This is a genomic window from Sporosarcina sp. NCCP-2222 (genome assembly GCF_023168145.1).
Lineage (GTDB): Bacteria > Bacillota > Bacilli > Bacillales_A > Planococcaceae > Sporosarcina.
On the sequence record NZ_BQYK01000012.1, the window covers coordinates 12,458 to 34,713 of the forward strand.

General features: G+C 44.9%; 23 protein-coding genes. 20 read left to right on the forward strand and 3 right to left on the reverse strand.

The window, feature by feature from the left end:
- On the forward strand, positions 1–758 hold a 758-nt coding region (jag, locus tag NCCP2222_RS18770), incomplete at its 5' end, for an RNA-binding cell elongation regulator Jag/EloR (protein WP_248513918.1).
- 56 nt (positions 759–814) lie between these two features.
- On the opposite strand, the gene NCCP2222_RS18775 is transcribed toward jag, so the two are convergent.
- Entirely contained in the window at positions 815–1,558 is a 744-nt protein-coding gene (locus tag NCCP2222_RS18775) for a sulfite exporter TauE/SafE family protein (RefSeq protein WP_248513919.1), read from the reverse strand.
- 251 nt (positions 1,559–1,809) lie between these two features.
- Between NCCP2222_RS18775 and mnmE the strand changes: the two genes are divergently transcribed.
- The 7 genes from mnmE to NCCP2222_RS18810 all read left to right on the forward strand — a co-directional run bounded on the left by mnmE (position 1,810) and on the right by NCCP2222_RS18810 (position 9,631).
- Entirely contained in the window at positions 1,810–3,195 is a 1,386-nt protein-coding gene (gene mnmE, locus NCCP2222_RS18780; protein WP_248513920.1) for a tRNA uridine-5-carboxymethylaminomethyl(34) synthesis GTPase MnmE, read from the forward strand.
- Positions 3,196–3,305: 110 nt separating this feature from the next.
- A complete protein-coding gene (gene mnmG / locus NCCP2222_RS18785; RefSeq protein WP_248513921.1) occupies positions 3,306–5,195 on the forward strand; it encodes a tRNA uridine-5-carboxymethylaminomethyl(34) synthesis enzyme MnmG in 1,890 nt (629 codons plus the stop codon).
- A gap of 65 nt (positions 5,196–5,260) precedes the next feature.
- Positions 5,261–5,977: a 16S rRNA (guanine(527)-N(7))-methyltransferase RsmG gene (rsmG, locus tag NCCP2222_RS18790; RefSeq protein ID WP_248513922.1), complete on the forward strand. Its 717-nt coding sequence runs from the start codon at positions 5,261–5,263 to the stop codon at positions 5,975–5,977.
- 139 nt (positions 5,978–6,116) lie between these two features.
- Positions 6,117–6,983, forward strand: a complete 867-nt coding sequence (noc, locus tag NCCP2222_RS18795; RefSeq protein WP_248513923.1) for a nucleoid occlusion protein — start codon at positions 6,117–6,119, stop codon at positions 6,981–6,983.
- 260 nt (positions 6,984–7,243) lie between these two features.
- Positions 7,244–8,005: a ParA family protein gene (locus NCCP2222_RS18800; RefSeq protein ID WP_248513924.1), complete on the forward strand. Its 762-nt coding sequence runs from the start codon at positions 7,244–7,246 to the stop codon at positions 8,003–8,005.
- Positions 7,998–8,837 (forward strand): ParB/RepB/Spo0J family partition protein, encoded by an 840-nt coding sequence (locus NCCP2222_RS18805; protein WP_248513925.1) that lies wholly within the window; start codon positions 7,998–8,000, stop codon positions 8,835–8,837. Before NCCP2222_RS18800 ends, NCCP2222_RS18805 begins: the two co-directional genes overlap by 8 nt.
- Before the next feature lie 86 nt (positions 8,838–8,923).
- Positions 8,924–9,631, forward strand: coding sequence for a DUF554 domain-containing protein (locus NCCP2222_RS18810; RefSeq protein WP_248514001.1), 708 nt, complete (start codon positions 8,924–8,926; stop codon positions 9,629–9,631).
- Here NCCP2222_RS18810 and yyaC read toward each other — a convergent pair.
- Positions 9,623–10,180, reverse strand: a complete 558-nt coding sequence (yyaC, locus tag NCCP2222_RS18815; protein ID WP_248513926.1) for a spore protease YyaC — start codon at positions 10,178–10,180, stop codon at positions 9,623–9,625. The two genes, NCCP2222_RS18810 and yyaC, sit on opposite strands and share 9 nt — an antisense overlap.
- Positions 10,181–10,304: 124 nt before the next feature.
- On the opposite strand from yyaC, the gene NCCP2222_RS18820 reads away from it, so the two are divergent.
- The 3 genes from NCCP2222_RS18820 (at position 10,305) to ychF (ending at position 12,601) form a co-directional block, all read left to right on the forward strand.
- A complete protein-coding gene (locus NCCP2222_RS18820; RefSeq protein ID WP_248513927.1) occupies positions 10,305–11,177 on the forward strand; it encodes a mechanosensitive ion channel family protein in 873 nt (290 codons plus the stop codon).
- 23 nt (positions 11,178–11,200) lie between these two features.
- Positions 11,201–11,398: a DUF951 domain-containing protein gene (locus NCCP2222_RS18825; protein ID WP_248514002.1), complete on the forward strand. Its 198-nt coding sequence runs from the start codon at positions 11,201–11,203 to the stop codon at positions 11,396–11,398.
- A 102-nt stretch (positions 11,399–11,500) separates the two neighbouring features.
- Positions 11,501–12,601, forward strand: coding sequence for a redox-regulated ATPase YchF (gene ychF, locus NCCP2222_RS18830; RefSeq protein ID WP_248513928.1), 1,101 nt, complete (start codon positions 11,501–11,503; stop codon positions 12,599–12,601).
- Between the two features lie 74 nt (positions 12,602–12,675).
- Here the strand turns inward: ychF and NCCP2222_RS18835 are convergent, their stop codons facing one another.
- Positions 12,676–13,263, reverse strand: coding sequence for a DUF3267 domain-containing protein (locus NCCP2222_RS18835; protein ID WP_248513929.1), 588 nt, complete (start codon positions 13,261–13,263; stop codon positions 12,676–12,678).
- Positions 13,264–13,415: 152 nt separating this feature from the next.
- Here NCCP2222_RS18835 and rpsF point away from each other — a divergent pair, with 152 nt between their 5' ends.
- From rpsF to yycF, 9 genes are all read left to right on the forward strand, one after another.
- Positions 13,416–13,703 (forward strand): 30S ribosomal protein S6, encoded by a 288-nt coding sequence (gene rpsF, locus NCCP2222_RS18840; RefSeq protein WP_248513930.1) that lies wholly within the window; start codon positions 13,416–13,418, stop codon positions 13,701–13,703.
- Positions 13,704–13,769: 66 nt separating this feature from the next.
- Positions 13,770–14,276 (forward strand): single-stranded DNA-binding protein, encoded by a 507-nt coding sequence (gene ssb / locus NCCP2222_RS18845; protein ID WP_238079806.1) that lies wholly within the window; start codon positions 13,770–13,772, stop codon positions 14,274–14,276.
- A gap of 38 nt (positions 14,277–14,314) precedes the next feature.
- Positions 14,315–14,551: a 30S ribosomal protein S18 gene (rpsR, locus tag NCCP2222_RS18850; RefSeq protein ID WP_147059474.1), complete on the forward strand. Its 237-nt coding sequence runs from the start codon at positions 14,315–14,317 to the stop codon at positions 14,549–14,551.
- A gap of 306 nt (positions 14,552–14,857) precedes the next feature.
- Positions 14,858–15,793, forward strand: coding sequence for a DUF2232 domain-containing protein (locus NCCP2222_RS18855; RefSeq protein ID WP_248513931.1), 936 nt, complete (start codon positions 14,858–14,860; stop codon positions 15,791–15,793).
- Positions 15,794–15,805: 12 nt separating this feature from the next.
- Complete coding sequence (locus NCCP2222_RS18860; protein ID WP_248513932.1) at positions 15,806–17,782, forward strand: DHH family phosphoesterase; 1,977 nt, start codon at positions 15,806–15,808, stop codon at positions 17,780–17,782.
- Positions 17,779–18,225, forward strand: coding sequence for a 50S ribosomal protein L9 (rplI, locus tag NCCP2222_RS18865; RefSeq protein WP_248513933.1), 447 nt, complete (start codon positions 17,779–17,781; stop codon positions 18,223–18,225). Before NCCP2222_RS18860 ends, rplI begins: the two co-directional genes overlap by 4 nt.
- A gap of 19 nt (positions 18,226–18,244) precedes the next feature.
- Complete coding sequence (gene dnaB, locus NCCP2222_RS18870; protein WP_248513934.1) at positions 18,245–19,603, forward strand: replicative DNA helicase; 1,359 nt, start codon at positions 18,245–18,247, stop codon at positions 19,601–19,603.
- Positions 19,604–19,843: 240 nt separating this feature from the next.
- Complete coding sequence (locus tag NCCP2222_RS18875) at positions 19,844–21,313, forward strand: peptidoglycan DD-metalloendopeptidase family protein (protein ID WP_248513935.1); 1,470 nt, start codon at positions 19,844–19,846, stop codon at positions 21,311–21,313.
- Positions 21,314–21,544: 231 nt separating this feature from the next.
- Complete coding sequence (yycF, locus tag NCCP2222_RS18880; RefSeq protein ID WP_248513936.1) at positions 21,545–22,255, forward strand: response regulator YycF; 711 nt, start codon at positions 21,545–21,547, stop codon at positions 22,253–22,255.
- Position 22,256: the final 1 nt, after the last annotated feature.

Sequence of the window (22,256 nt, forward strand, 5' to 3'; positions counted from 1 at the left end):
GGGAACTTGGCGTAACCCGGGATCAGGTAGAAATTGAAGTTGTTGATTCCGGTAAAAAAGGATTTCTTGGAATTGGTGCACGGGATGCAGAAGTCGTTGTCACGGTGAAAGCAGAAGAAACTCCAGAACCAGCTGCAGAGTCAGTAGTATCTGAAACGGTGACTGAGGAGCAAGCAGAGACGGAGCAGGTAAAAGAAACGGCACCGGCAAGCCCGGCTGAGCAATTGAGCACATCAATTGAACCAGAGATTGCTGAAACGGATGCTCTAGCCGAGGATACGGAGCCGTTGAAGAAAGTGTCGGACGAAAAAGCCATCGAGGAGACAAAAAAGTACTTGCTCGAGATTGCGGAAGACATGGGAATCCAAGATTTGAAGATCAAACATGAGAATGACGGAAAGTACATTTCGTTCCACTTGGAAAGCTCGAAAGCAGCTTTTTTAATTGGAAAGAGGGGACAGACACTTAATTCCCTTCAGCAACTTAGCCAGCTTGTTGTGAATAAATATGCGGAACAATTTAAAGTCATCCGCCTGGATGTTGGCGATTATCGCGAAAGACGCGAACAATCGCTGGAGCAGCTGGCGGAACGGATGGCAGACCAAGCCATTCGCACAGGACGGAAAGTACAGCTTGAGCCGATGCCTTCCTACGAAAGGAAAGTCATCCATAACGCATTGTCCAATCGGCTGGATATTGAAACGTATTCGGAAGGTACAGATCCAAACCGTTACTTGGTCATTGAACCGATGAAATAATGAAAAAGCCTGCAGGAATACTCGCGATAACCGAGTGTCCTTGCAGGCTTTTCATATTAAAAGAGTAGAAGCAATCCGCTGACTTTCGGAGTGGCAATCATCGCAGCTTTCAATACCGGTTTTGGAACGATGTTCGTAAATTTTGCCCCAATATACGCCCCAATCATGGTGCCGACGAGCACTTGCAACAGCAACTTGGCATTCAGCAGACCTTCCGTAGAGTAGCCAATTCCTCCTCCGATTGCAATCGGAACAATGACCAGCATCGTTGTGCCGACGGATTGTCGTAAACTAAGTCCAAGAAATGTAAGAAGCCCGAGCTGGATAAACGGAGTCGATCCGATGCCGAACGCTCCCGAAAGCAGGCCTGTGATGATGCCCAGTGCAACTGTTTTCGCTAAAAAGACTGAATAACGGCTGTCATTGCGTCCAGCTTCCTTAGGATGAAGGAAAAATAACCGGAAGACCAGCAGAGCTGCCGAGAATAATAGCATGCCGCCTGTAAAATAATGAAGGTTCTGCTCCGGAATAAAGACTGCTAGCTTAGAGCCGATAAAAGCCCCAACCGCACCAAAACTACCGACCAATAAACCGGCTTTAATTGCAATATTGCCCTCCCGGTAATGGCTGAAAGCCCCTGAAAGACTCGTAAAAGCCATCGCTGTTAAAGATGTGGCCACCGCCGCATGGATTGGAACATGAAAGACTAGCGTCAACACGGCGATGATGAATCCGGCTCCACCCGCTCCGATAAAACCGAGTATGGCGCCAAGCGCTAACATGGTTAAAACTATCGACATAATGAGCCCCCAATCGATGAATAAATATTCAATTCCTACAGTATAACATGGAATTCTGGCGAGTTTGTCCCATTTCGTTTGGTAAGAGGAAGACTCCTCCATTTATTTTCTATTTCCATCAGACGATTTATCCACATTTTTTGGTGTGGATACTAGGAGAAAACGTGCTTTTATGATATTATATTACGTTAGATAGTCATGTCCAAAATAGTTATCCACATGTGCATAACAAAGTCGGAGAGGTGAAGAAAATGCATTATGATACTATTGCTGCGATATCCACACCAATGGGTGAAGGAGCTATCGCCATCGTCCGGCTCAGTGGGGACGAAGCTATCCAACTGACAAGTCGCATCTTTCGTTCGCCGTCAGGGAAAAACTTGGCGGATGAACCATCACATACAATCCATTACGGACATCTGATCGATCCTTCGACAGAAGAGGTGGTCGAGGAAGTAATGGTTTCCATCATGCGGGCACCCAAAACATTCACGCGGGAAGATGTAGTCGAAGTGAATTGCCATGGCGGCCTTGTTGCAGTGAAGCGGGTGCTGCAACTCATTCTAAAAGAGGGAGCGCGCCTTGCCGAACCAGGCGAGTTTACGAAACGTGCCTTCTTGAATGGGCGAATTGACCTGTCTCAAGCGGAAGCAGTCATGGATTTAATCCGGGCAAAAACAGATCGTGCCATGAATGTTGCTTTAAATCAGATGGATGGAAAGCTTTCCAGATTGATCGGAGATTTACGGCAAGCCCTGTTAGAAACATTGGCTCAGGTCGAGGTGAATATCGACTATCCGGAATATGACGATGTTGAAGAAGTGACCATTCCGTTAATGATTGAAAAATGCTCGTGGGTAAGTGAGGAGATCGACAAGCTGCTTCGCACATCCTCCCAAGGGAAGATTTTACGGGAAGGTTTATCCACGGTTATCGTCGGAAGGCCGAATGTAGGGAAGTCTTCCCTGCTGAATAGTCTCGTACAGGAAAATAAAGCGATTGTTACCGACATTGCGGGGACGACTCGTGATATTATAGAAGAATACGTCAATGTACGGGGTGTTCCTTTACGCCTCGTTGATACCGCCGGCATTCGGGAGACGGAAGATATTGTCGAACGAATCGGGGTAGAACGTTCTCGCCAAGTACTAAAGGAAGCTGATTTAATTCTCCTAGTCCTCAATAGTTCCGAGGAACTTACGGAAGAAGACAAACGGCTTTTTGAAGCGACGGAAGGCATGGACCGAATTATTGTAACCAACAAAACGGATCTTCCTCGAAAACTCGATTTTACTGAGGTCGAAAATCTCGTTGAAAATCCCAAAATTGTCGCCACTTCATTAATGAAAGAAGAAGGCGTCGATGAACTCGAAGAAGCAATCTCAAAATTATTCTTCGAAGGGTCACTGGAAGCAGGGGATTTAACATACGTTTCCAATGCTCGGCATATCGCCCTTCTCCATAAGGCACACGCTACGATTCAAGATGCCATTGCAGCGGCTGAAGCGAATGTTCCGGTCGATATGATTCAAATTGACGTTACGCGGACTTGGGAAATACTCGGGGAAATTGTAGGGGATACAGTGCAAGAAAGCTTGATCAACCAATTGTTCTCCCAATTCTGTTTAGGAAAATAAAGGCGGAAGCAAGAAATTTAATGGGGGCAGCCAGCCCCTTATTTCATCATATAAGTTTATTTTAACGCATGAGCCAAGGACTACTTTAACTATAGGAAGGATGAACGAACATGCCACAATTTGAAGCAGGCACGTTCGATTGTATTGTCATCGGAGCAGGCCATGCCGGTGTAGAAGCGGCTTTGGCTTCAGCGAAGATGGGTGCATCGACACTCGCACTAACGATGAATCTTGATATGATCGCTTTTATGCCGTGCAATCCTTCACTCGGGGGTCCTGCTAAAGGGATTGTCGTTCGTGAAATTGATGCACTTGGCGGAGCGATGGCGAAAGTGATTGATAAGACGCATATTCAAATGCGCATGCTGAACACGGGGAAAGGACCTGCCGTCCGGGCTCTTCGGGCTCAGGCAGATAAAGTCCTCTACCAGCAAGAAATGAAGCGAACGCTGGAAGAACAGGAAAACTTGACTCTTCATCAGGGCGTCGTCGAAAAACTGATTGTTGAAGATGATGAAGTGAAAGGTGTTCTCACACAAATTGGTGCGATCTATCGTGCAAAAACGGTCATTATCACGACGGGGACTTTCTTGCGCGGTGAGATTATTATCGGTGACTTGAAATATTCAAGCGGACCAAACAACCAGATGCCGTCTATCGGACTTGCAGACAGCTTGCGTGAGCTTGGACTCGAAACCGTGCGTTTCAAGACAGGAACGCCACCACGTGTCAACGGCAAAACAATCGATTACAGCAAAACGGAAATTCAGCCAGGGGATGATGTTCCGCGAGCGTTCAGTTATGAAACGACTGAATTCATCATGGATCAATTGCCTTGCTGGTTAACCTACACAACACCGGCCACACATGAAATCATTAATGAAAACCTCCACTTGTCACCTATGTATTCGGGAATGATTCAAGGGAAGGGACCACGCTACTGTCCTTCCATTGAGGATAAAATCGTCCGCTTTGCCGATAAATCTCGTCACCAAATTTTCCTGGAACCAGAAGGAAGAAATACGAAAGAATATTATGTACAAGGTCTATCGACCAGTTTGCCTGAACATGTTCAAAGGAAATTGCTTGAGAGTGTGCCAGGTCTGGAAAAAGCGGAAATGATGCGTGCCGGCTATGCAATTGAATATGATGCGATCGTTCCGACACAGCTTTGGCCGACTTTGGAGACAAAAAAGATCCGCAATCTGTATACGGCAGGGCAAATAAACGGTACCTCCGGTTATGAAGAAGCCGCAGCACAAGGGATCATGGCAGGAATCAATGCAGCAAGCCGTGTTCTCGGCAAAGAGGAAGTAGTCCTCAGCCGGTCGGATGCGTACATTGGCGTATTGATTGATGATCTTGTGACAAAAGGAACAAACGAACCGTACCGTTTGCTCACATCTCGTGCTGAATATCGCTTGCTTTTGCGTCATGACAATGCAGACTTACGGTTGACTGAAATAGGATATCGTCTTGGCATGATCAGTGAGGAACGGCACGAAGCATTCCTAGCCAAAAAACAATTGATCGAGGAAGAAATCGATCGGCTGCGCCAAATGACGATTAAACCGAGTGAAGAAGTACAGGAAATCATTCGTGAATCTGAAGGAGCCGAATTGAAAGAACCGATGAAAGCTGCCGACCTATTGAAACGGCCAGAAATGAAATACAGCCAAATTGCCCGCATCGTTCCTCCGTCAGAAGAGAAGCCGGAAGATGTAGCGGAGCAAGTTGAAATATTCATCAAATATGAAGGCTATATCCAAAAATCGATGCAACAAGTCGATCGCATGAAAAAAATGGAAAATAAAAAGATACCTGAAGACATTGATTACCATGCCATTTCAGGGCTAGCCAAAGAGGCCAAGACAAACTTAAGTGAAGTCCGGCCGCTTTCCATCGCACAAGCATCACGGATCTCAGGGGTAAATCCGGCCGATATTTCGATTCTCCTCGTTTATATTGAACAGGGGAAAATCGCGAAAATATCAGGGTGAGTCATTGAACTGATGCAGATGGGAACGTCTGCGTCAGTTTTTTTATTCGTGTTAGGAGGGTCAAATTGAATCCAGAACAGTTTGTACAAGCATTGCAAGAAAAAGGGATTGAATTGAACGATAGACAAAGAGGTCAATTCAACGATTATTTTCGGTTACTCGTCGAGTGGAATGAAAAAATGAATCTCACAGCGATCACAGATGAGCCATCAGTCTTTTTAAAACACTTTTTTGATTCCGTTAGTGCAGCATTTTACGTACCGATGGAAGGGGAATTAACTTTATGTGATGTTGGAGCGGGAGCTGGATTTCCAAGCATTCCGTTAAAAATCTGCTTCCCCAATTTATCTGTCACAATCGTGGATTCATTGAATAAACGAATTACTTTTTTGAACGAGCTGGCAAATCAGCTTGAACTTACGAACGTACGATTTGTCCATGCGAGAGCCGAAGAATTTGGTCAAAATCCAGCCTATCGTGAACAATTTGATATGGTCACGGCACGTGCTGTGGCACGTTTATCCGTGCTTGCGGAACTTTGCATTCCGTTAGCGAAGGAAAATGGCCGATTCGTCTCCATGAAAGGGGCGGCAGCGGAGGAGGAACTCTCCGATGCGGAAAAAGCCATTTCAGTCCTTGGAGCTAAGTTGGAAGATAAATACTCATTCTCCTTACCGATTGAAGATAGCGAGAGAAATATTTTTGTTTTCCGTAAATTTAAAAAGACACCTAAGAAATATCCTCGGAAGCCAGGCATTCCCAATAAAACGCCGATTCAGTAATTGTTTCACGTGGAACAAAAATAAGCGTGCATTTTGGAAGGGTCTTATTCTACTCTTTAATAACCAATAAAGAGGATATATAATAATTATGACGAACTAACTTATTATTGGTGAGCAGTCTTATAAAGGTGGTGCCGGGATGAAAAATACGTTCTCACGATTTTTCGGAAATACAGAAAAAGAACCTGTTTTCCAGGAGAATGAGGAAGTTCCACAAGAGAAGGTCCAACAAGTAAATATAGATTTAATTCGCCCAAATAAATATCAACCGCGTACGGTTTTTTCTGAAGAGAAGATTGAAGAACTTGCTCGTACGATTCATACACACGGTGTAATCCAGCCAATTGTCATTCGGAAGGCGGAAAACGATGGCTATGAAATCATAGCAGGGGAGCGCCGTTTCCGCGCAATGAAAAAGCTGGGATGGAAAGAGGTTCCCGCAATTGTCCGGAATTTAGATGACAGGGAAACAGCTTCCATTGCCTTGATTGAGAACTTGCAGAGGGAAGAATTAACGGCCATCGAAGAAGCCTATGCCTATGAAAAACTGCTGGAGCTCCATTCACTCACGCAAGAAGCTTTGGCACAGCGCCTAGGGAAAGGGCAGTCGACGATTGCTAATAAATTACGTTTGCTGAAATTGCCTGAGGAAATAAAAAGCAAGATTCTTTCAAAGGAATTATCCGAACGACATGCTCGCGCATTAATTCCTATTAAGGATAGTGAATTGCAATTACAAGTATTCCATGAGGCACTCGATCAGCAGATGAACGTTAAACAATTAGAAGAACGAATTCAGCAGCTAATGAATCCTCAGGAAGAGACGAAGGAAAAGAAACGAGCTATTCCAAAAAGAAAATCGGTTAGCAAGGATGTTCGGATTGCTGTTAATACGATACGGCAATCATTGTCTCTCGTTTCGAAAAGCGGTATTGACGTGAAAACAGAAGAAGAAGATTCCGATGATTTCTATACAATCACGGTTAAAATTCCAAAGAAAAAATAAAATCTATTATACTATGACTCTCGTTGTCATTGCGAGATACTCTTGCTATCCGTAAGCAGGAGTTTTTTTGCGCGAACCGTTACCATGATAACTCTTTTTTTGTTAAACTAGTATAGAGTGAATTGCTGACTATTTAGCCTTTTGGATTTCATCCGTAATGAATTCATAAAATACGGCTGCATTTTCCAATCCGTTAGACAAGAAACGGTTTATCATTCTAAACATGGAGTTGTACATTGAGTGAGAAAGCAGGTGCAAGCGTGGGAAAGATAATAGCGATCGCCAATCAAAAAGGTGGCGTCGGAAAGACAACCACTTCTGTTAACTTGAGTGCTTGCCTTGCACATATCGGCAAAAAGGTTTTATTGATAGATGCCGATCCACAAGGGAACGCAACAAGTGGGGTGGGTGTCAACAAGGGGGATGTCCATCATTGCATCTATGATATGTTAATAGATGATGTGAACATAAAAGAAGTCATTTATCCAACGAAAGTGGAAAACTTGGAAGTCATCCCGGCAACCATTTCATTGGCTGGTGCAGAAATTGAATTGGTTTCTACCATTTCGCGTGAAGTACGTATGAAACACGCCATTCAAGATGCAAAAGAATCCTATGATTATATCATCATTGATTGCCCACCTTCACTCGGGTTGCTTACAATCAATGCATTGACTGCTGCGGATTCCATTATTATCCCAGTACAATGTGAGTATTATGCGCTTGAAGGGTTGAGTCAACTGTTAAGTACAATCCGTCTCGTACAAAAACATTTAAACGAGAATTTACAAATTGATGGTGTATTATTGACCATGTTTGATGCAAGAACGAATTTAGGAATTCAAGTCATTGAAGAAGTGAAAAAGTATTTTCAAGATAAAGTGTACGGAACAATAATTCCTCGAAATGTACGATTAAGTGAAGCACCTAGCCATGGAGAGCCGATCATTATATATGATTCCAGGTCACGAGGTGCGGAAGTATATTTAGAGCTGGCAAAGGAAGTGGTGCACAATGGCTAAAGGTCTTGGAAAAGGGTTAAATGCTTTGTTTCCTGAAGAATCCCTGTCAAATGCGGAAAAGATTGAGCACATCCGTTTGAAAAGTGTCAAAGTGAATCCATATCAGCCACGGAAATTGTTTGATGAAAGTGCAATTGCAGAACTGAGCGACTCCATCAAAGAACATGGTATTTTGCAGCCGATCATTGTCCGGAAGGTGGGTACTTCCCATGAAATCGTAGTAGGGGAGAGACGTTTCCGAGCGGCAAAAATAGCAGGATTAGAGGAAATACCAGCCATCGTTCGGCTGCTTAGCGATGAAGAATCGATGGAAATGGCTATCCTTGAAAACTTGCAGCGCGAAGATTTAACACCAATTGAAGAGGCAGAAGCCTATCAAAAATTGATGGATAACCTGCAACTTACTCAGGAACAGTTGGCATTTCGTCTAGGCAAAAGCAGACCGCATATCGCAAACCATATTCGATTATTGTCATTGCCTGATAAAATCCGTACGTACATTTCTCAAGGTAAATTATCGATGGGGCATGGGCGAACATTATTAGGACTTCGAAAAAAAGAACAGATTCTTGCAGTAGCGGAAAGGACATTAAAAGAAGGTCTAAATGTCCGACAACTAGAAAGACTAGTGCAAAAATTAAATGAAGATGTTCCACGTGAAACAAAAAACGAAAAGAAAAAAGATATCTTTCTTGCAGAACAAGAGTCAAACTTGCGTGAATACTTCGGTACTAATGTTTCCATTAAGAAAACGAAAAACAAAGGAAAGATAGAAATCGAATTTTTCACGGAAGAAGATTTGGAGCGGATTCTTGAGTTGTTGAGTGAATAAATCAATACCTATTTTGCTTGAATGCAAAATAGGTATTCTTTTTAGAGAGACATTATGTGAAAACGTGCGATGAAAGAGAGGACATCATGATTTTATTTGGCTCCATAACGAATGCATTATTAATTGTTCTTGGCGCATTCATCGGCAGGTTTTTAAACAATATCCCTGAGCGGATGAAAGAAACCGTCATGTATGGAATAGGGCTGGCTGTAACGGCAATTGGAATTCAAATGACATTTGAAAGCACTCAAATCTTGATTGTCATCACAAGTATTGTCATTGGTGCTGTTATAGGCGAGTGGATAGATTTAGATGGAAAGATCAACCGTCTTGGCCAATGGATAGAAAAAAAGCTGCCGGCCAAGAAAGAAGGCCCAGGTATTGCACAAGGGTTTGTGACGGCAACGCTCATTTTTGTAGTAGGTTCCATGGCGATCATTGGCGCAATAGACAGTGGACTGCGGAATGATCATGATGTGTTACTTATGAAGGGAATCATTGATGGATTTACTTCCATTATATTAAGCTCGACGCTGGGGATCGGCGTAGCATTTGCGGCAATCCCTGTTTTACTTTACCAGGGGATTATCACCCTCTGTGCCACGCAAATCAGCCGTTTCGTGTCAGATGAATTGCTATCCTTTTTTATTTCGGAAATGACTGCAACAGGTGGATTGATGATTGTCGGCATCGGATTGAATTTAATAGGCATCACGAAAATGAGAGTGGCGAACTTTATTCCTGGAATCGTCGTGGTCGCCATCATCGTGACGATTGTCCACTCGCTACATTGAGTGGCGGCCGTAGGCAAGTTGGAGTGCCCGGGCAATAATACGGCTCATTTCAAAAGATAGATGAAGACGGGTGCTCTGGAGGACCGCGTGTTCCATGAAGCCTGAAATATTGACGACACCCTTGATGGACAAGTCACCGACAGCAGGCAGTTCTTTTCCGACTGCTTTTCCGGGATAAAGAGGTCCGTCTTGAAATAGTAGATGGCCGATCGACTCGCTTTTCCCGAGGCAGGCGTCGATCGCAACGATAAAGGGAGCAGCATGTTCATCCATCGTCTTGTCCAGATGTTCCTGCAAATTCAGGGCATGCAAAGGATTTTCCAATGTTCCGACGACAGGGAAGGGGAAAATCAAGGACTCAGATAAATGGGAGCCAGTCAAAGGTCCAAGTGCATCTCCGGTGGAACGATCTGTTCCAATGCAATAGAAAACGAGTGATTTCTTGTCAAACGGAATATGTTCCAAAAAGAATGTGCTCAGTTTCCAGACGATGCCTGTCTCTTTATAATGAATCCGATAATCAAATGAAGGGGATAAGGCGATGGACATTGGAAATCTCCTTTCGGTCAAATCGGAAGGAGACGTCAAATCTCCGACCTTTTACTATAATTACTAATGGTGTAGGCAGTATACGCTAAATGAACTCATTTTATACGATGAAAGGAGAGATTGAATGGCTGATGAAGTAGGAAAGACATTGACAATGCTAGAGAAACTAGAAAACTATATTTTGGACGAAGATCTATGGATTTCCATAGGAGGTCATGCAATAAAGATCATATTCATTATTGTTTTGGCAGCTGTTGTGGTAAGGATAGGGAAAATGGTGATTCGTCGGGTATTCGGTTTCAAACTGAAAGGCCCGCTGCGAAAAGACACACGACGCGAACAAACTTTGTTGAGGTTGCTAGAGAATGTCTTATCATATGTAGTCTATTTCTCAGCAATTATTGCCGTACTTTCTGAATTTACAATTGATTTAAAAGGGATACTGGCAGGAGCAGGGGTTCTTGGGTTGGCTGTCGGATTTGGAGCTCAAAGCCTTGTGAAAGATGTGATTTCCGGGTTCTTTATTATTTTTGAAGATCAGTTTTCTGTAGGGGATCACGTAAAGATCGGCACTGCAGAAGGGGAAGTAGAAGAGATCGGGCTGAGGACAACGAAAATCAAAAGCTTTACAGGCGAGCTCACCATTTTACCAAATGGGAGCATTGCGCAGGTGGTTAACTACTCCGTGAAAAACTCTTTGGCTATCGTCGATGTAACCATTCCTTTTGAGCTTGGGATAGAAAAAGTAGAAAAGCTTATTACGGCTTACTTGACTGAGATGGGTAAACACGATGAAGACTTAATTTCAGCACCGCGATTGGTTGGTGCCCATGACTTTACGGATACGGCTGTCATTGAGCGTATTTTGGCTGAAACGAAACCGATGCGTCAGTATGAAGTGACCCGAAAGATTAGTATCGAGTTGAAACAATACTTGGAGCAACAGGGTGTTGAGATTCCATACCCGACATTGGTAACGAAACTAAATGAAGCATAAACGGAAAGGGGATGGCGACAAGCATGCTGGACAAGCAGTTCGAGATGAATGATATTGTGGAGATGAAAAAACCTCATCCATGTGGGAAGAATGCCTGGAGAATCATTCGGATGGGAGCAGATATCCGTATCAAGTGTGAAGGCTGCGGACATAGTGTTATGCTTCCGCGCAACGAGTTCGCCAAAAAGATGAAGAAAGTGATTGGAAAGGCAGAAATTTGAATCGATAATAGACAAGAACCTGATTCTGTTCCTATAAATAGAGAGGTTGAATTGGACAAGAATTACTGGAATGTGCAGATATATGAAAGGTAGTGGAAAACCATGGCATTAACAGCCGGAATCGTCGGATTGCCGAACGTCGGGAAGTCGACACTTTTTAACGCGATAACAAAGGCAGGAGCAGAAGCTGCCAACTATCCATTTTGTACGATTGACCCGAACGTAGGTATCGTGGAAGTCCCAGACGAAAGATTACAAAAATTAACAGAGCTCGTTTCGCCGAAAAAAACAGTTCCGACTGCATTCGAATTTACAGATATCGCGGGAATCGTAGAAGGAGCGAGCAAAGGGGAAGGGCTGGGAAATAAGTTCCTTTCGCATATCCGGGAAGTGGATGCGATCTGCCAGGTCGTCCGTTGTTTTGCGGATGAAAACATTACCCATGTCTCTGGGAAAGTCGATCCAATTGCCGACATTGAGATTATTAATCTTGAGTTGATTCTTGCTGACATGGAAAGCGTAGAAAAGCGGTTAACTCGTGTTTCCAAAATGGCAAAGCAGAAAGATAAGGAAGCAATGGCGGAAGAGCCGGTTTTATTGAAATTAAAAGAAGCGTTCGAAAATGAAAAGCCTGCCCGTTCGGTTGAATTGACACCGGAAGAATTTCAACTCATCAAAGGCATGCATCTTCTAACGATTAAACCAATGCTATATGTCTCAAACGTTTCAGAAGATGAAATTGCGGATGCTGATAACAATGAATATGTAAAAGCAGTTCGTGAGTTTGCTAAGGGAGATAATGCGGAAGTGATTGTCGTCTGTGCAAAGATTGAGGAAGAAATGGCCGAGCTGGACGATGAAGAGAAAGCAATGTTCCTAGAAGAACTCAACATTAAGGAATCAGGTTTGGATCAATTGATCAAAGCGGCCTATAGCTTGCTCGGTCTCGCCACTTACTTTACGGCAGGCGTTCAAGAAGTGCGCGCCTGGACGTTCCGAAAAGGGATGAAGGCGCCTCAATGTGCTGGTATTATCCATACCGATTTCGAACGTGGATTCATCCGTGCTGAAACGGTTTCTTACGATGCTCTCGTTGAAGCTGGATCAATGGCGGCTGCCAAAGAGGCCGGCAAAGTGCGCCTTGAAGGTAAAGAGTACGTTGTTCAAGATGGCGATGTTATGCTGTTCCGCTTTAACGTGTAAACGCAGGACATCCCAAATGGAAAAATAATAAACCGGGCAGGAGAACGTATTCGTCTCCTGTCCGGTTTTTGTGTTTAGATGGATTCGGGAGATTCCCCGATCGTATCGCTGATGCGGCCGGGTTGATACAAATAGAGCTTGGGACGTTCGGGATCATCTTTTACCAGCCAGTCATCCGGCAATTTGCGCAGCTCCTTATACATAGCAAAGTCTCCTGCAGCGCCGCCAATCAGAAAAGCAGCCAGACCCACAAGAATGCCGCTATCTAGATATAATCCGATTAGTCCAGGGACAATGCCGGTCGTCCAAAAAGGAAGCAGCAAAGCTTTCCTGATGGCGCTATTAGTCATTGGCTTGTCAGTCGTTGCATAGGCGATACCCAGCTTCAAGTTAACACCGACGACCATACGCTTCCAAGGTACACCGCCGAAAATTCGGAAGCCAAGCAGATGAAATGCTTCGTGCAGGACAATTAAAGCCACATAGCCAATGATAAACAATAGAAGACCCCATAAAGAGAAGGTAAACGAGAATTCCCCTTTCACCACAACGAGAATGGCGATGAGCAGGATAAAACTGCCGATGGTCCAAAGAATGCCGCTCTTCGTCACTTTGGGAAGATCAATATCAATTACATGATCAGGCGCAGGCAACTCATTCATAACATCACTCCTTACGTAGAGTATATCAAATAATAGTTGATAAAAAGCTTTAGGTATGTTAAAATATGATGATGTGAGTAATAAAATTAAATTTACTTACTCCTTGCCCTTTGTAAATCATCGGGCCAAAGTCCATAAGGAGGTGACTGAAGATGAGAAAGTACGAAATCATGTACATCATCCGTCCAACAGTGGAAGACGAAGCGAAAAAAGCGTTGATCGAACGTTTCAACGATATCCTTACTTCCAACGGTGCGGAAATCATCGAGTCGAAAGAGTGGGGCAAGCGCCGTCTTGCTTACGAAATCGACGACTTGCGCGAAGGTTATTACCAACTCGTTACTGCGAATGCAAAAACTGAAGCGATCGATGAATTTAATCGTCTAGCGAACATCAACGAAAACATCATTCGTTATATGGCTGTTCGTCTTGACAACTAATCCATATAGATTGACATAACCGTGACTGGGTAAAGTTCGAAACATGATGAGGGAGGTTGCAATCTGATGATTAACCGAGTCGTTTTAGTTGGCCGATTGACAAAAGATCCTGAACTCAAGTACACACAAAGTGGTATAGCGGTCACTCGCTTTACACTTGCGGTGAACCGGGCATTCTCGAACCAATCTGGAGAACGGGAAGCTGATTTCATCAACTGTGTCACTTGGAGAAAGCAGGCTGAAAACACTGCTAACTTCTTGCGCAAAGGAAGTCTTGCCGGCGTCGAAGGCCGTATCCAGACGAGCAGTTTCGATGGACAAGACGGAAAGCGGGTCTTCATGACAGAAGTCGTGGCGGACAGCGTTCAATTCCTGGAACCGCGAAGTGCAAGTGCAGACCGGTCTGGAGCTGCCTATGGCGCACCTCAGAACGATCAGCCATATTATCAGAATCAGCAGCCGAACCAACAGTATCAACAATCCAATCAACAAAACTATACGCGTACTAATGATGATCCATTCTCGACAGGCGGCGGCCCGATTGAAGTATCGGACGACGACTTGCCGTTCTAATTGGATGAACGTACGTAAAAGTGAGGAGGGAAAGCGATATGGCACCACGCCGTGGAGGTAAAAGAAGACGTAAAGTCTGCTATTTTACATCAAATAACATTACACATATCGATTACAAAGATACAGATCTACTTAAGAAATTCGTTTCTGAACGTGGAAAGATCTTGCCTCGCCGTGTAACTGGCACAAGCGCGAAATATCAACGTAAATTAACGACTGCTATTAAACGTGCTCGTATTATGGCACTTCTTCCATTCGTAGCGGAAGAAAGATAATTACAATTTTACATGAACCGCCTTGTGAAACCGGTCTAACTGGTGCGAAGGCGGTTTTTTTTTACTCTCTAAGAGAGTGAAGGATAGAGCTGGAAAGTCATCTCCTGCCAACTGGACGGGTTGGCAATTTTTCCAGGTCCCGGGTGTATCTTTTGCTGTTCCCTCCCTTTGGAGAAACAGATGCACTCATGATACAATTAAAAGGATGGGTCATCCTGCCCCTCCTGGGGGATGGGCCAATCTTAGCGAATTGAATGGATTTCTTTCAGCAGGAAGAGTTCTATAATTGCTCCGGAGGAATGGAACATGCAAGATAGTGCACGGAAAATAACGTTTGGAGCGATGATGCTCGCCCTCTTTGCCATATTGCTTGCCGTTTCAACATATACAGTAGCAGGTGTCGTGACAACTATTTTCATCCCGCTGCCGATCATGCTCTATAGAACACGAACGGATCGGACAGCTTCGATCATGCTGGCTGTGGCGGGTGTTCTCCTATCAGTGCTTATTGCGGGGCTTGTCACATTGCCGTTCGCTTTGCTTTACCTGATTATCGGGCTTTTGATCGGTGAGATGATCAGTCTGGGCAAAACAAAGCTCTATACATTTATGGCGACATCCTTGACACTGCTCATACTCGGCATGCTAGCCTACGTGGCAGGAGTTTTTTTATTTCAAATCAATCTGGTCGATCGTGTATTGGCCATTATGGCAAGCTGGCAGAAATTGCTTCTGGAGTTTGGTCCACAGACGGGCACCATGTCCCGCGAATACAAGGAGATGGTTTACGAGTTTTTCGCTTTTTACCGGGTAACCATTCCGATGATGTTCATTGGCGGAGTTTTCATGTTCTCCTTTTTACTCATCACGTTTAACTTTATGCTGATGAGAAGGATTGGAGTGGATGTCCCGCAATTTCCACCGCTCCGTGACTTGCGCTTGCCTGTCATCACTGTATTTATCTATGGGCTGCTTCTTTTATATTCCATATTGGGCAAGATAGATGAAAGTTCGGGTATGTATATACTATTCGTCAATGCCATGCTCTTATTGCGGTTCCTCTTTCTTTTGCAAGGGTTATCGCTCATTCATTATTTCATGCATAGACTAAAGACAACTGGTATAGTGACGGCACTCATGATGTTCGTGGGTATCGTCTTGAGCCCTATTACAATTCTGCTTGGTTTATTTGACGTGGCGGCCAATGTACGATTATGGATTGACAAAGACCAGACGAGGTAAGGGGATGAAACAATGACTTCATTTTTTAGGAAAAGGGCAATCCGCTATCCATTGACAGCCTTATCTCTTCTGGGTGTCATGGCGGCCATACTGCTGTTCCTATACAATTTTTGGTTCGGGCTGTTCTTTACCGTGCTCTATGTAACTGCCATAGCGAGCGCATGGAAAATTGAAGACCAAACTTATATAGAAACTGAAAAGCATATTGAGTCCTTGTCCTACAGAATGAAAAAGGTTGGGGAAGAAGCGCTGCTTGAGCTCCCGATTGGAATTATGCTGTTGAATGACAAACATGCCATCGAATGGGCGAATCCCTATGCGATGAAAGTTTTCCACAAAGAGACACTGGTCGGGGAGGATATTTACGATCTTTCCGATGATTTTCATCCGATTATTAAAAATGAATCGCCAGATCATGTGATTATTCATCTGGATGATGCTTCGTATAACGTCATTTATAAGGCGGAAGAAAAACTCATTTATCTCTTCGATGTAACCGAGAAAGTCGAGATGGAGTCACTGTATTATGCAGACAGGACCGTACTGGGCATCTTGCTCGTCGATAACTATGATGAACTCGCCCAGACGATGGATGACCAGACGAGAAGCCAAGTGAACTCGCTTGTCACTTCGCTGGTCAACAGCTGGGCCAATGAAAATGGAATCTTCGTCAAACGAATTGCATCGGATCGTTTCTTAGCAGTTTTCAATGAAGCTTCACTCGCTAAGCTGGAAAAAGCGAAATTCTCCATTTTGGATGATATTCGGGAAAAGACAGCCAAACAAAGCACCGGGTTGACTTTAAGTATCGGAGTCGGAACAGGATCAGGTTCGTTGACTGAGCTTGGTGAGCTGGCCCAATCGAGCTTAGACCTTGTTCTTGGACGTGGCGGTGATCAAGTGGCCATCAAAAGTGCGGACGGTAAGCTGAAGTTTTATGGCGGGAAGACAAATCCAGTGGAAAAACGGACGCGTGTCCGGGCTCGGGTTATTTCCCATGCATTGCGCGACTTGATACAAGGAAGCGACAAAGTGTTTGTCATGGGTCATAAAATGCCTGACATGGACGCGATTGGCGCCTCCATAGGTGTCCGGAAGATGGCACGGATGAACAATATCGAAGGGTATGTCATCTACAATCCCGATGAGCTGGATGGCAGTGTCACTCGACTGATGATGGAAATTGAGCAGGATGAAGAGCTGCATGCTCATTTCATTGAACCGGATGCAGCATTATCAATGCTGACGGATAAATCGCTTGTGGTTGTGGTCGATACGCATAAGCCGAGCATGGTCATTGATGAGCGGCTCGTTGAACGGGCGGAAAAGCTTGTTGTCATTGATCATCACAGACGCGGCGAGGAATTCATTAACAACACAATGCTCGTCTATATGGAGCCGTATGCTTCTTCAACTGCTGAGCTTGTCACAGAGCTGGTTGAATATCAGCCGAAGAACGAGAAATTGACGATGCTGGAAGCGACGGCGCTGCTTGCAGGGATTGTCGTTGACACGAAGAGCTTCACATTGCGGACGGGATCCCGGACATTCGAAGCGGCATCTTATTTGCGGACGAATGGCGCCGATACCGTGCTCGTCCAGCGGTTATTGAAAGAGGACATTTCCACTTACATTGAGCGATCTAAACTGATTGAGACGGTTGAATTATCAAAGAGTGGAATTGCCATCGCCAAAGGACGGAATGATGTGACATACAACTCCGTATTGATTGCGCAGACCGCCGATATTTTATTGACAATGCAAGATGTGATTGCATCCTTTGTCATTGCACCACGGCCAGATGGGAAGATCGGCATCAGTGCCCGCTCGCTTGGTGAACTGAATGTTCAACTCATCATGGAAGAGCTAGGAGGAGGCGGCCATTTAACGAATGCTGCCTGCCAAATGACTGTAGATACGGTAGAGGAAGCGGAAGAATTATTAAAGACCGCTATTTCCAATAAAGTAGAAAGGGGAAATTCAGAATGAAAGTAATCTTTTTGCAAGACGTCAAAGGAAAAGGGAAAAAAGGCGAAGTAAAAGAGGTATCTGTTGGATATGCGCAGAACTTCCTTCTCAAAAACAAGCTGGCCGTCGAGGCGACGGCAGCGAATATGAGCCAATTGGATGGCCAGAAAAAACGTGCTGAGAAAGATGCTGCGGCCGAACTTCAAGCGGCAAAAGATTTAAAAGCGAAAATCGATGAAATTACAGTCGAAATGAAAGCAAAATCGGGTGAAGGCGGCCGCTTGTTCGGTTCCATCACGACGAAGCAAATTGCGGATGCACTTGAAAAGACTAAGAAGCTGAAGGTGGACCGGCGCAAAATGGAATTGCCGGATGCCATCCGTTCCCTTGGTTATACGAATGTGCCGATCAAATTACATCCTGAAGTTACAGCTACGCTCAAAGTGCATGTAACGGAAGAATGATGGAAGGGACCTAATTAGAATGGACCGGATGATCGAACGGGTACCTCCCCATAACAATGAAGCGGAACAGTCAGTCATTGGTGCGATCTTCCTTGATCCGCAGGCGCTGATTACAGCGTCTGAAATCTTGCTGCCGGATGATTTCTATCGGACAGCACACCAAAAGATTTTTAATACAATGGTCACGCTAAGTGATCGGGGACAAGCGATCGACGTAGTTACAGTGACCGAGGAACTGTCTGCTAAAAAGGAATTGGAAGATGTCGGTGGTATTTCTTACTTAACTGAGATTGCCAATGCAGTTCCGACAGCAGCGAACATTGAATACTACGCCAAGATCGTGGAGGAGAAAGCACTTCTCCGCCGCTTGATCCAGGTGGCCACTACGATTGTGGAAGATGGTTTCACAAGGGAAGATGAAGTGGAAACCGTATTGGCGGAAGCCGAAAAGAAAATGATGGAGGTCTCCAACCGGAAAAACTCGGGAGACTTCAAACATATTAAAGACGTTCTCGTCGATACGTACGACAATATAGAATTGCTTCATACAAGACGTGGTGAAGTAACCGGGATACCAACGGGCTTCCGGGATTTGGACAAGATTACTGCCGGATTCCAGCGTAATGATCTGATCATCGTAGCGGCCCGTCCATCTGTTGGGAAGACGGCCTTCTCCCTGAATGTAGCGCAGAATGTAGCGACGAAGACAGATGAAAACGTAGCAATCTTCAGTTTGGAGATGGGCGCGGATCAGCTAGTCATGCGTATGCTGTGTGCGGAAGGGAATATCGATGCTCAGGTATTGAGGACCGGGAACCTCGAAGCAGAAGATTGGCGGAAGCTGACGATGGCGATGGGAAGCCTCTCAAATGCAGGAATTTTCATCGACGATTCGCCTGGTATCCGAATCAATGAAATACGTTCTAAATGCCGGCGGCTGCAACAGGAGCATGGACTCGGTATGATCTTGATCGATTATTTGCAATTGATCATGGGAAGTGGACGGTCCGGGGAAAACCGGCAACAGGAAGTTTCCGAGATTTCTCGTTCTCTTAAAGCGCTCGCGCGTGAATTGAAAGTACCGGTTATTGCACTTTCTCAGTTATCCCGTGGCGTCGAACAGCGGCAGGATAAACGCCCGATGATGTCCGACTTACGGGAATCAGGAAGTATTGAGCAAGATGCCGATATCGTAGCTTTCCTCTACCGTGAGGATTACTATGATAAGGAAACCGAGAATCAGAATATCATTGAAATTATCATTGCCAAGCAGCGTAACGGTCCGACAGGCACGGTGAGTCTGGCATTCGCAAAGGAATATAATAAGTTCTTGAATATTGACTGGAGCCAACATCAGGCCCCCGCATTTTCAGGATAACTACTAAACCGCAGGAAACATCGAGACAGCTTCTCGAGATTCCTGCGGTTTTTCTCTTGAAATTTTACCTGTTAATGGTAATATCTAAGAGTAATTGGTTGGAATAATACAAATACATTACAAAAAAGGACAAACGAACAAGAGATAGATTGCTTATGTTAAATTAGAGAAGTGTGAAAAAAGTAGGAGTCGTCTTGTAAGAATCGACTACTTGTTGAGAAATGGAAGGAGTCTTGTAGGATGAAACGCAATGCGGAGACGGGAAGTAGTAAAAGCCCATTCCAAATGAAACATCGATTACTAGAACCAATACATAAACTTACTATACTGGCCATCCTGTTAGGCGGATGGAGCTTGACGGCAGGCTATGCTTCAGCAAATGACGAAGGCAGCCTTCATACGGTCTACCATGTCTATACGAATGGAACCTATGTCGGAATAATTGAGGATAAGGAGAAGCTCGATCAGCTGAAAGAGGCAAAGATTAAGGAAGTGGCGGCTGACTTTGGGAATCTCCCATTGACGATCGGCACAGAATTATCGATCGTTCCCGAGAAAGTATTTACGGCAGGTACAGAAGAACAGGCCGTGTTTGATAAATTGGAAGATGTGCTAACCGTCCAATCAGAAGCTGTCGGTGTCCAAATCGGTGGGAAGACAGCTTTCTATGTAAAAGATAAACAAGCTTATGATGAAGTGCTTCGCCAATTGAAGCTCCAATCTGTAACAGAGGCGGAACTGGCTGCGTATGAAGCACGCACTTCCTCTGAACAACCGATACCCGCTTTGAAGGAAGATGAAACAAGAATTTCTGAAATCGTTTTCAGTTCAGACGTACAGCCAATGGATGGCTTGGCCGATCCAGAGGACGTATTAAGCGTGAATAAAGCATTGAAGCTATTAAATAAAGGGACGCTCGAAGAGAAGAAGTATACGGTGCAATCCGGGGATGTGCTAGGCTCCATTGCGGTTGCCCATAATCTATCCACGGCCGACTTGCTAACATTAAACCCATCCCTGAATGAAGACACACTGCTTCATGTGGGAGATGAATTGAATGTTACCGTTCTGGAGCCGTTTGTCACTGTCGAAGTCCATTATGAAGCAAAGCAAATGGAACCGATTGCGTTCAAAAAAGTGACCGAAGAGGACGACACGGCGTTCAAGGGCGAGGATCACGTGAAACAACAAGGGACTGACGGTAAAAAGATGGTGACGCGGATAATCCGCAAGCAGAACGGGGCCGTTGTCGGTTCTTCCATCACCGAGGAGCATGTCCTTCAAGAACCGGTCGATGAAGTGACGGTCGTTGGAACGAAAGTGATTCCTTCCAGAGGAACAGGAGAATTCGTTTGGCCGACTGTCGGAGGATATGTCTCCAGCCAACGTGGTTACCGGTGGGGCCGGGTACATGAAGGAATTGATATTGCCCGCCCATCCTCCCGAGATATCCTTGCTGCGGACAATGGAGTCGTAACAGATGTAGGGTATCACAGCACCTATGGAAACCGAATCGTCATTACACATAATAATGGCTATGAAACCTTGTATGCACATCTCTCATCTATCGACGTGAAAGTGGGACAAACAGTGCCTCAAGGATCTAAAATCGGTGTCATGGGCTCTACAGGACGCTCAACAGGCATGCATCTGCATTTTGAAGTGTTCAAGGGCGGAAGCAACATCAATCCTTTATCTGTGCTAGAATAATATGAGGACAACAGGGACGGACACCGCTTGCGTGTCCTCTTTTTTAATTTGTTCCGACATCTAATGTCGTTTAGTGGCGAAGTTTGATGAAATATTCCCCGGGAAATACTAGGGAAGGGAACTAGACAGCAAGCCTATGAATGGCAATGATTAGAGCGTGCGAATTCATTGCAACAATGATAGAGTAAACTATAAGAGAGCATCGCCAACTGGCGGGAAAGGGTAGGGGCCATGCAGGATAAGACAATTTTAGTTGTAGATGATGAAAAACCAATTGCAGATATAATAGAGTTCAATTTGAAGAAGGAAGGGTTTACCGTCCACTGTGCTTACGATGGTGAGCAAGCATTGGAAAAGGTGGAGGAAATCCAGCCGGATATCATGCTTCTCGACATTATGCTTCCAAAGCGGGACGGCATGGAGGTATGCCGGGAAGTGCGGAAGAAATACGATTTCCCGATTATTATGCTGACTGCCAAGGATTCGGAGATCGACAAGGTGCTCGGTCTGGAACTTGGTGCAGATGACTATGTAACAAAACCATTTGGAACCCGTGAATTGATCGCAAGAGTAAAAGCGAACTTGCGCAGACATTCCAAATCTGCTTCGGAAGAGCAGGAAGAGGTGTCCAACGATATCGCAGTCGGCAGTCTAGTCATTCAGCCGGACGCTTATTTAGTGCAAAAAAGAGGCGAAACGATTGAACTGACACACCGGGAATTCGAATTGCTCCATTACTTGGCGAAGCATATCGGCCAGGTGATGACACGGGAGCATTTGCTGCAAACGGTATGGGGCTATGATTATTACGGCGATGTGCGGACAGTGGATGTAACGATCCGCCGGCTGCGCGAGAAGATTGAAGATACGCCGAGCCATCCGACATGGATTGTGACAAGGCGTGGGGTCGGATATTATTTGCGTGACCCAGAGCAGGAGTAAC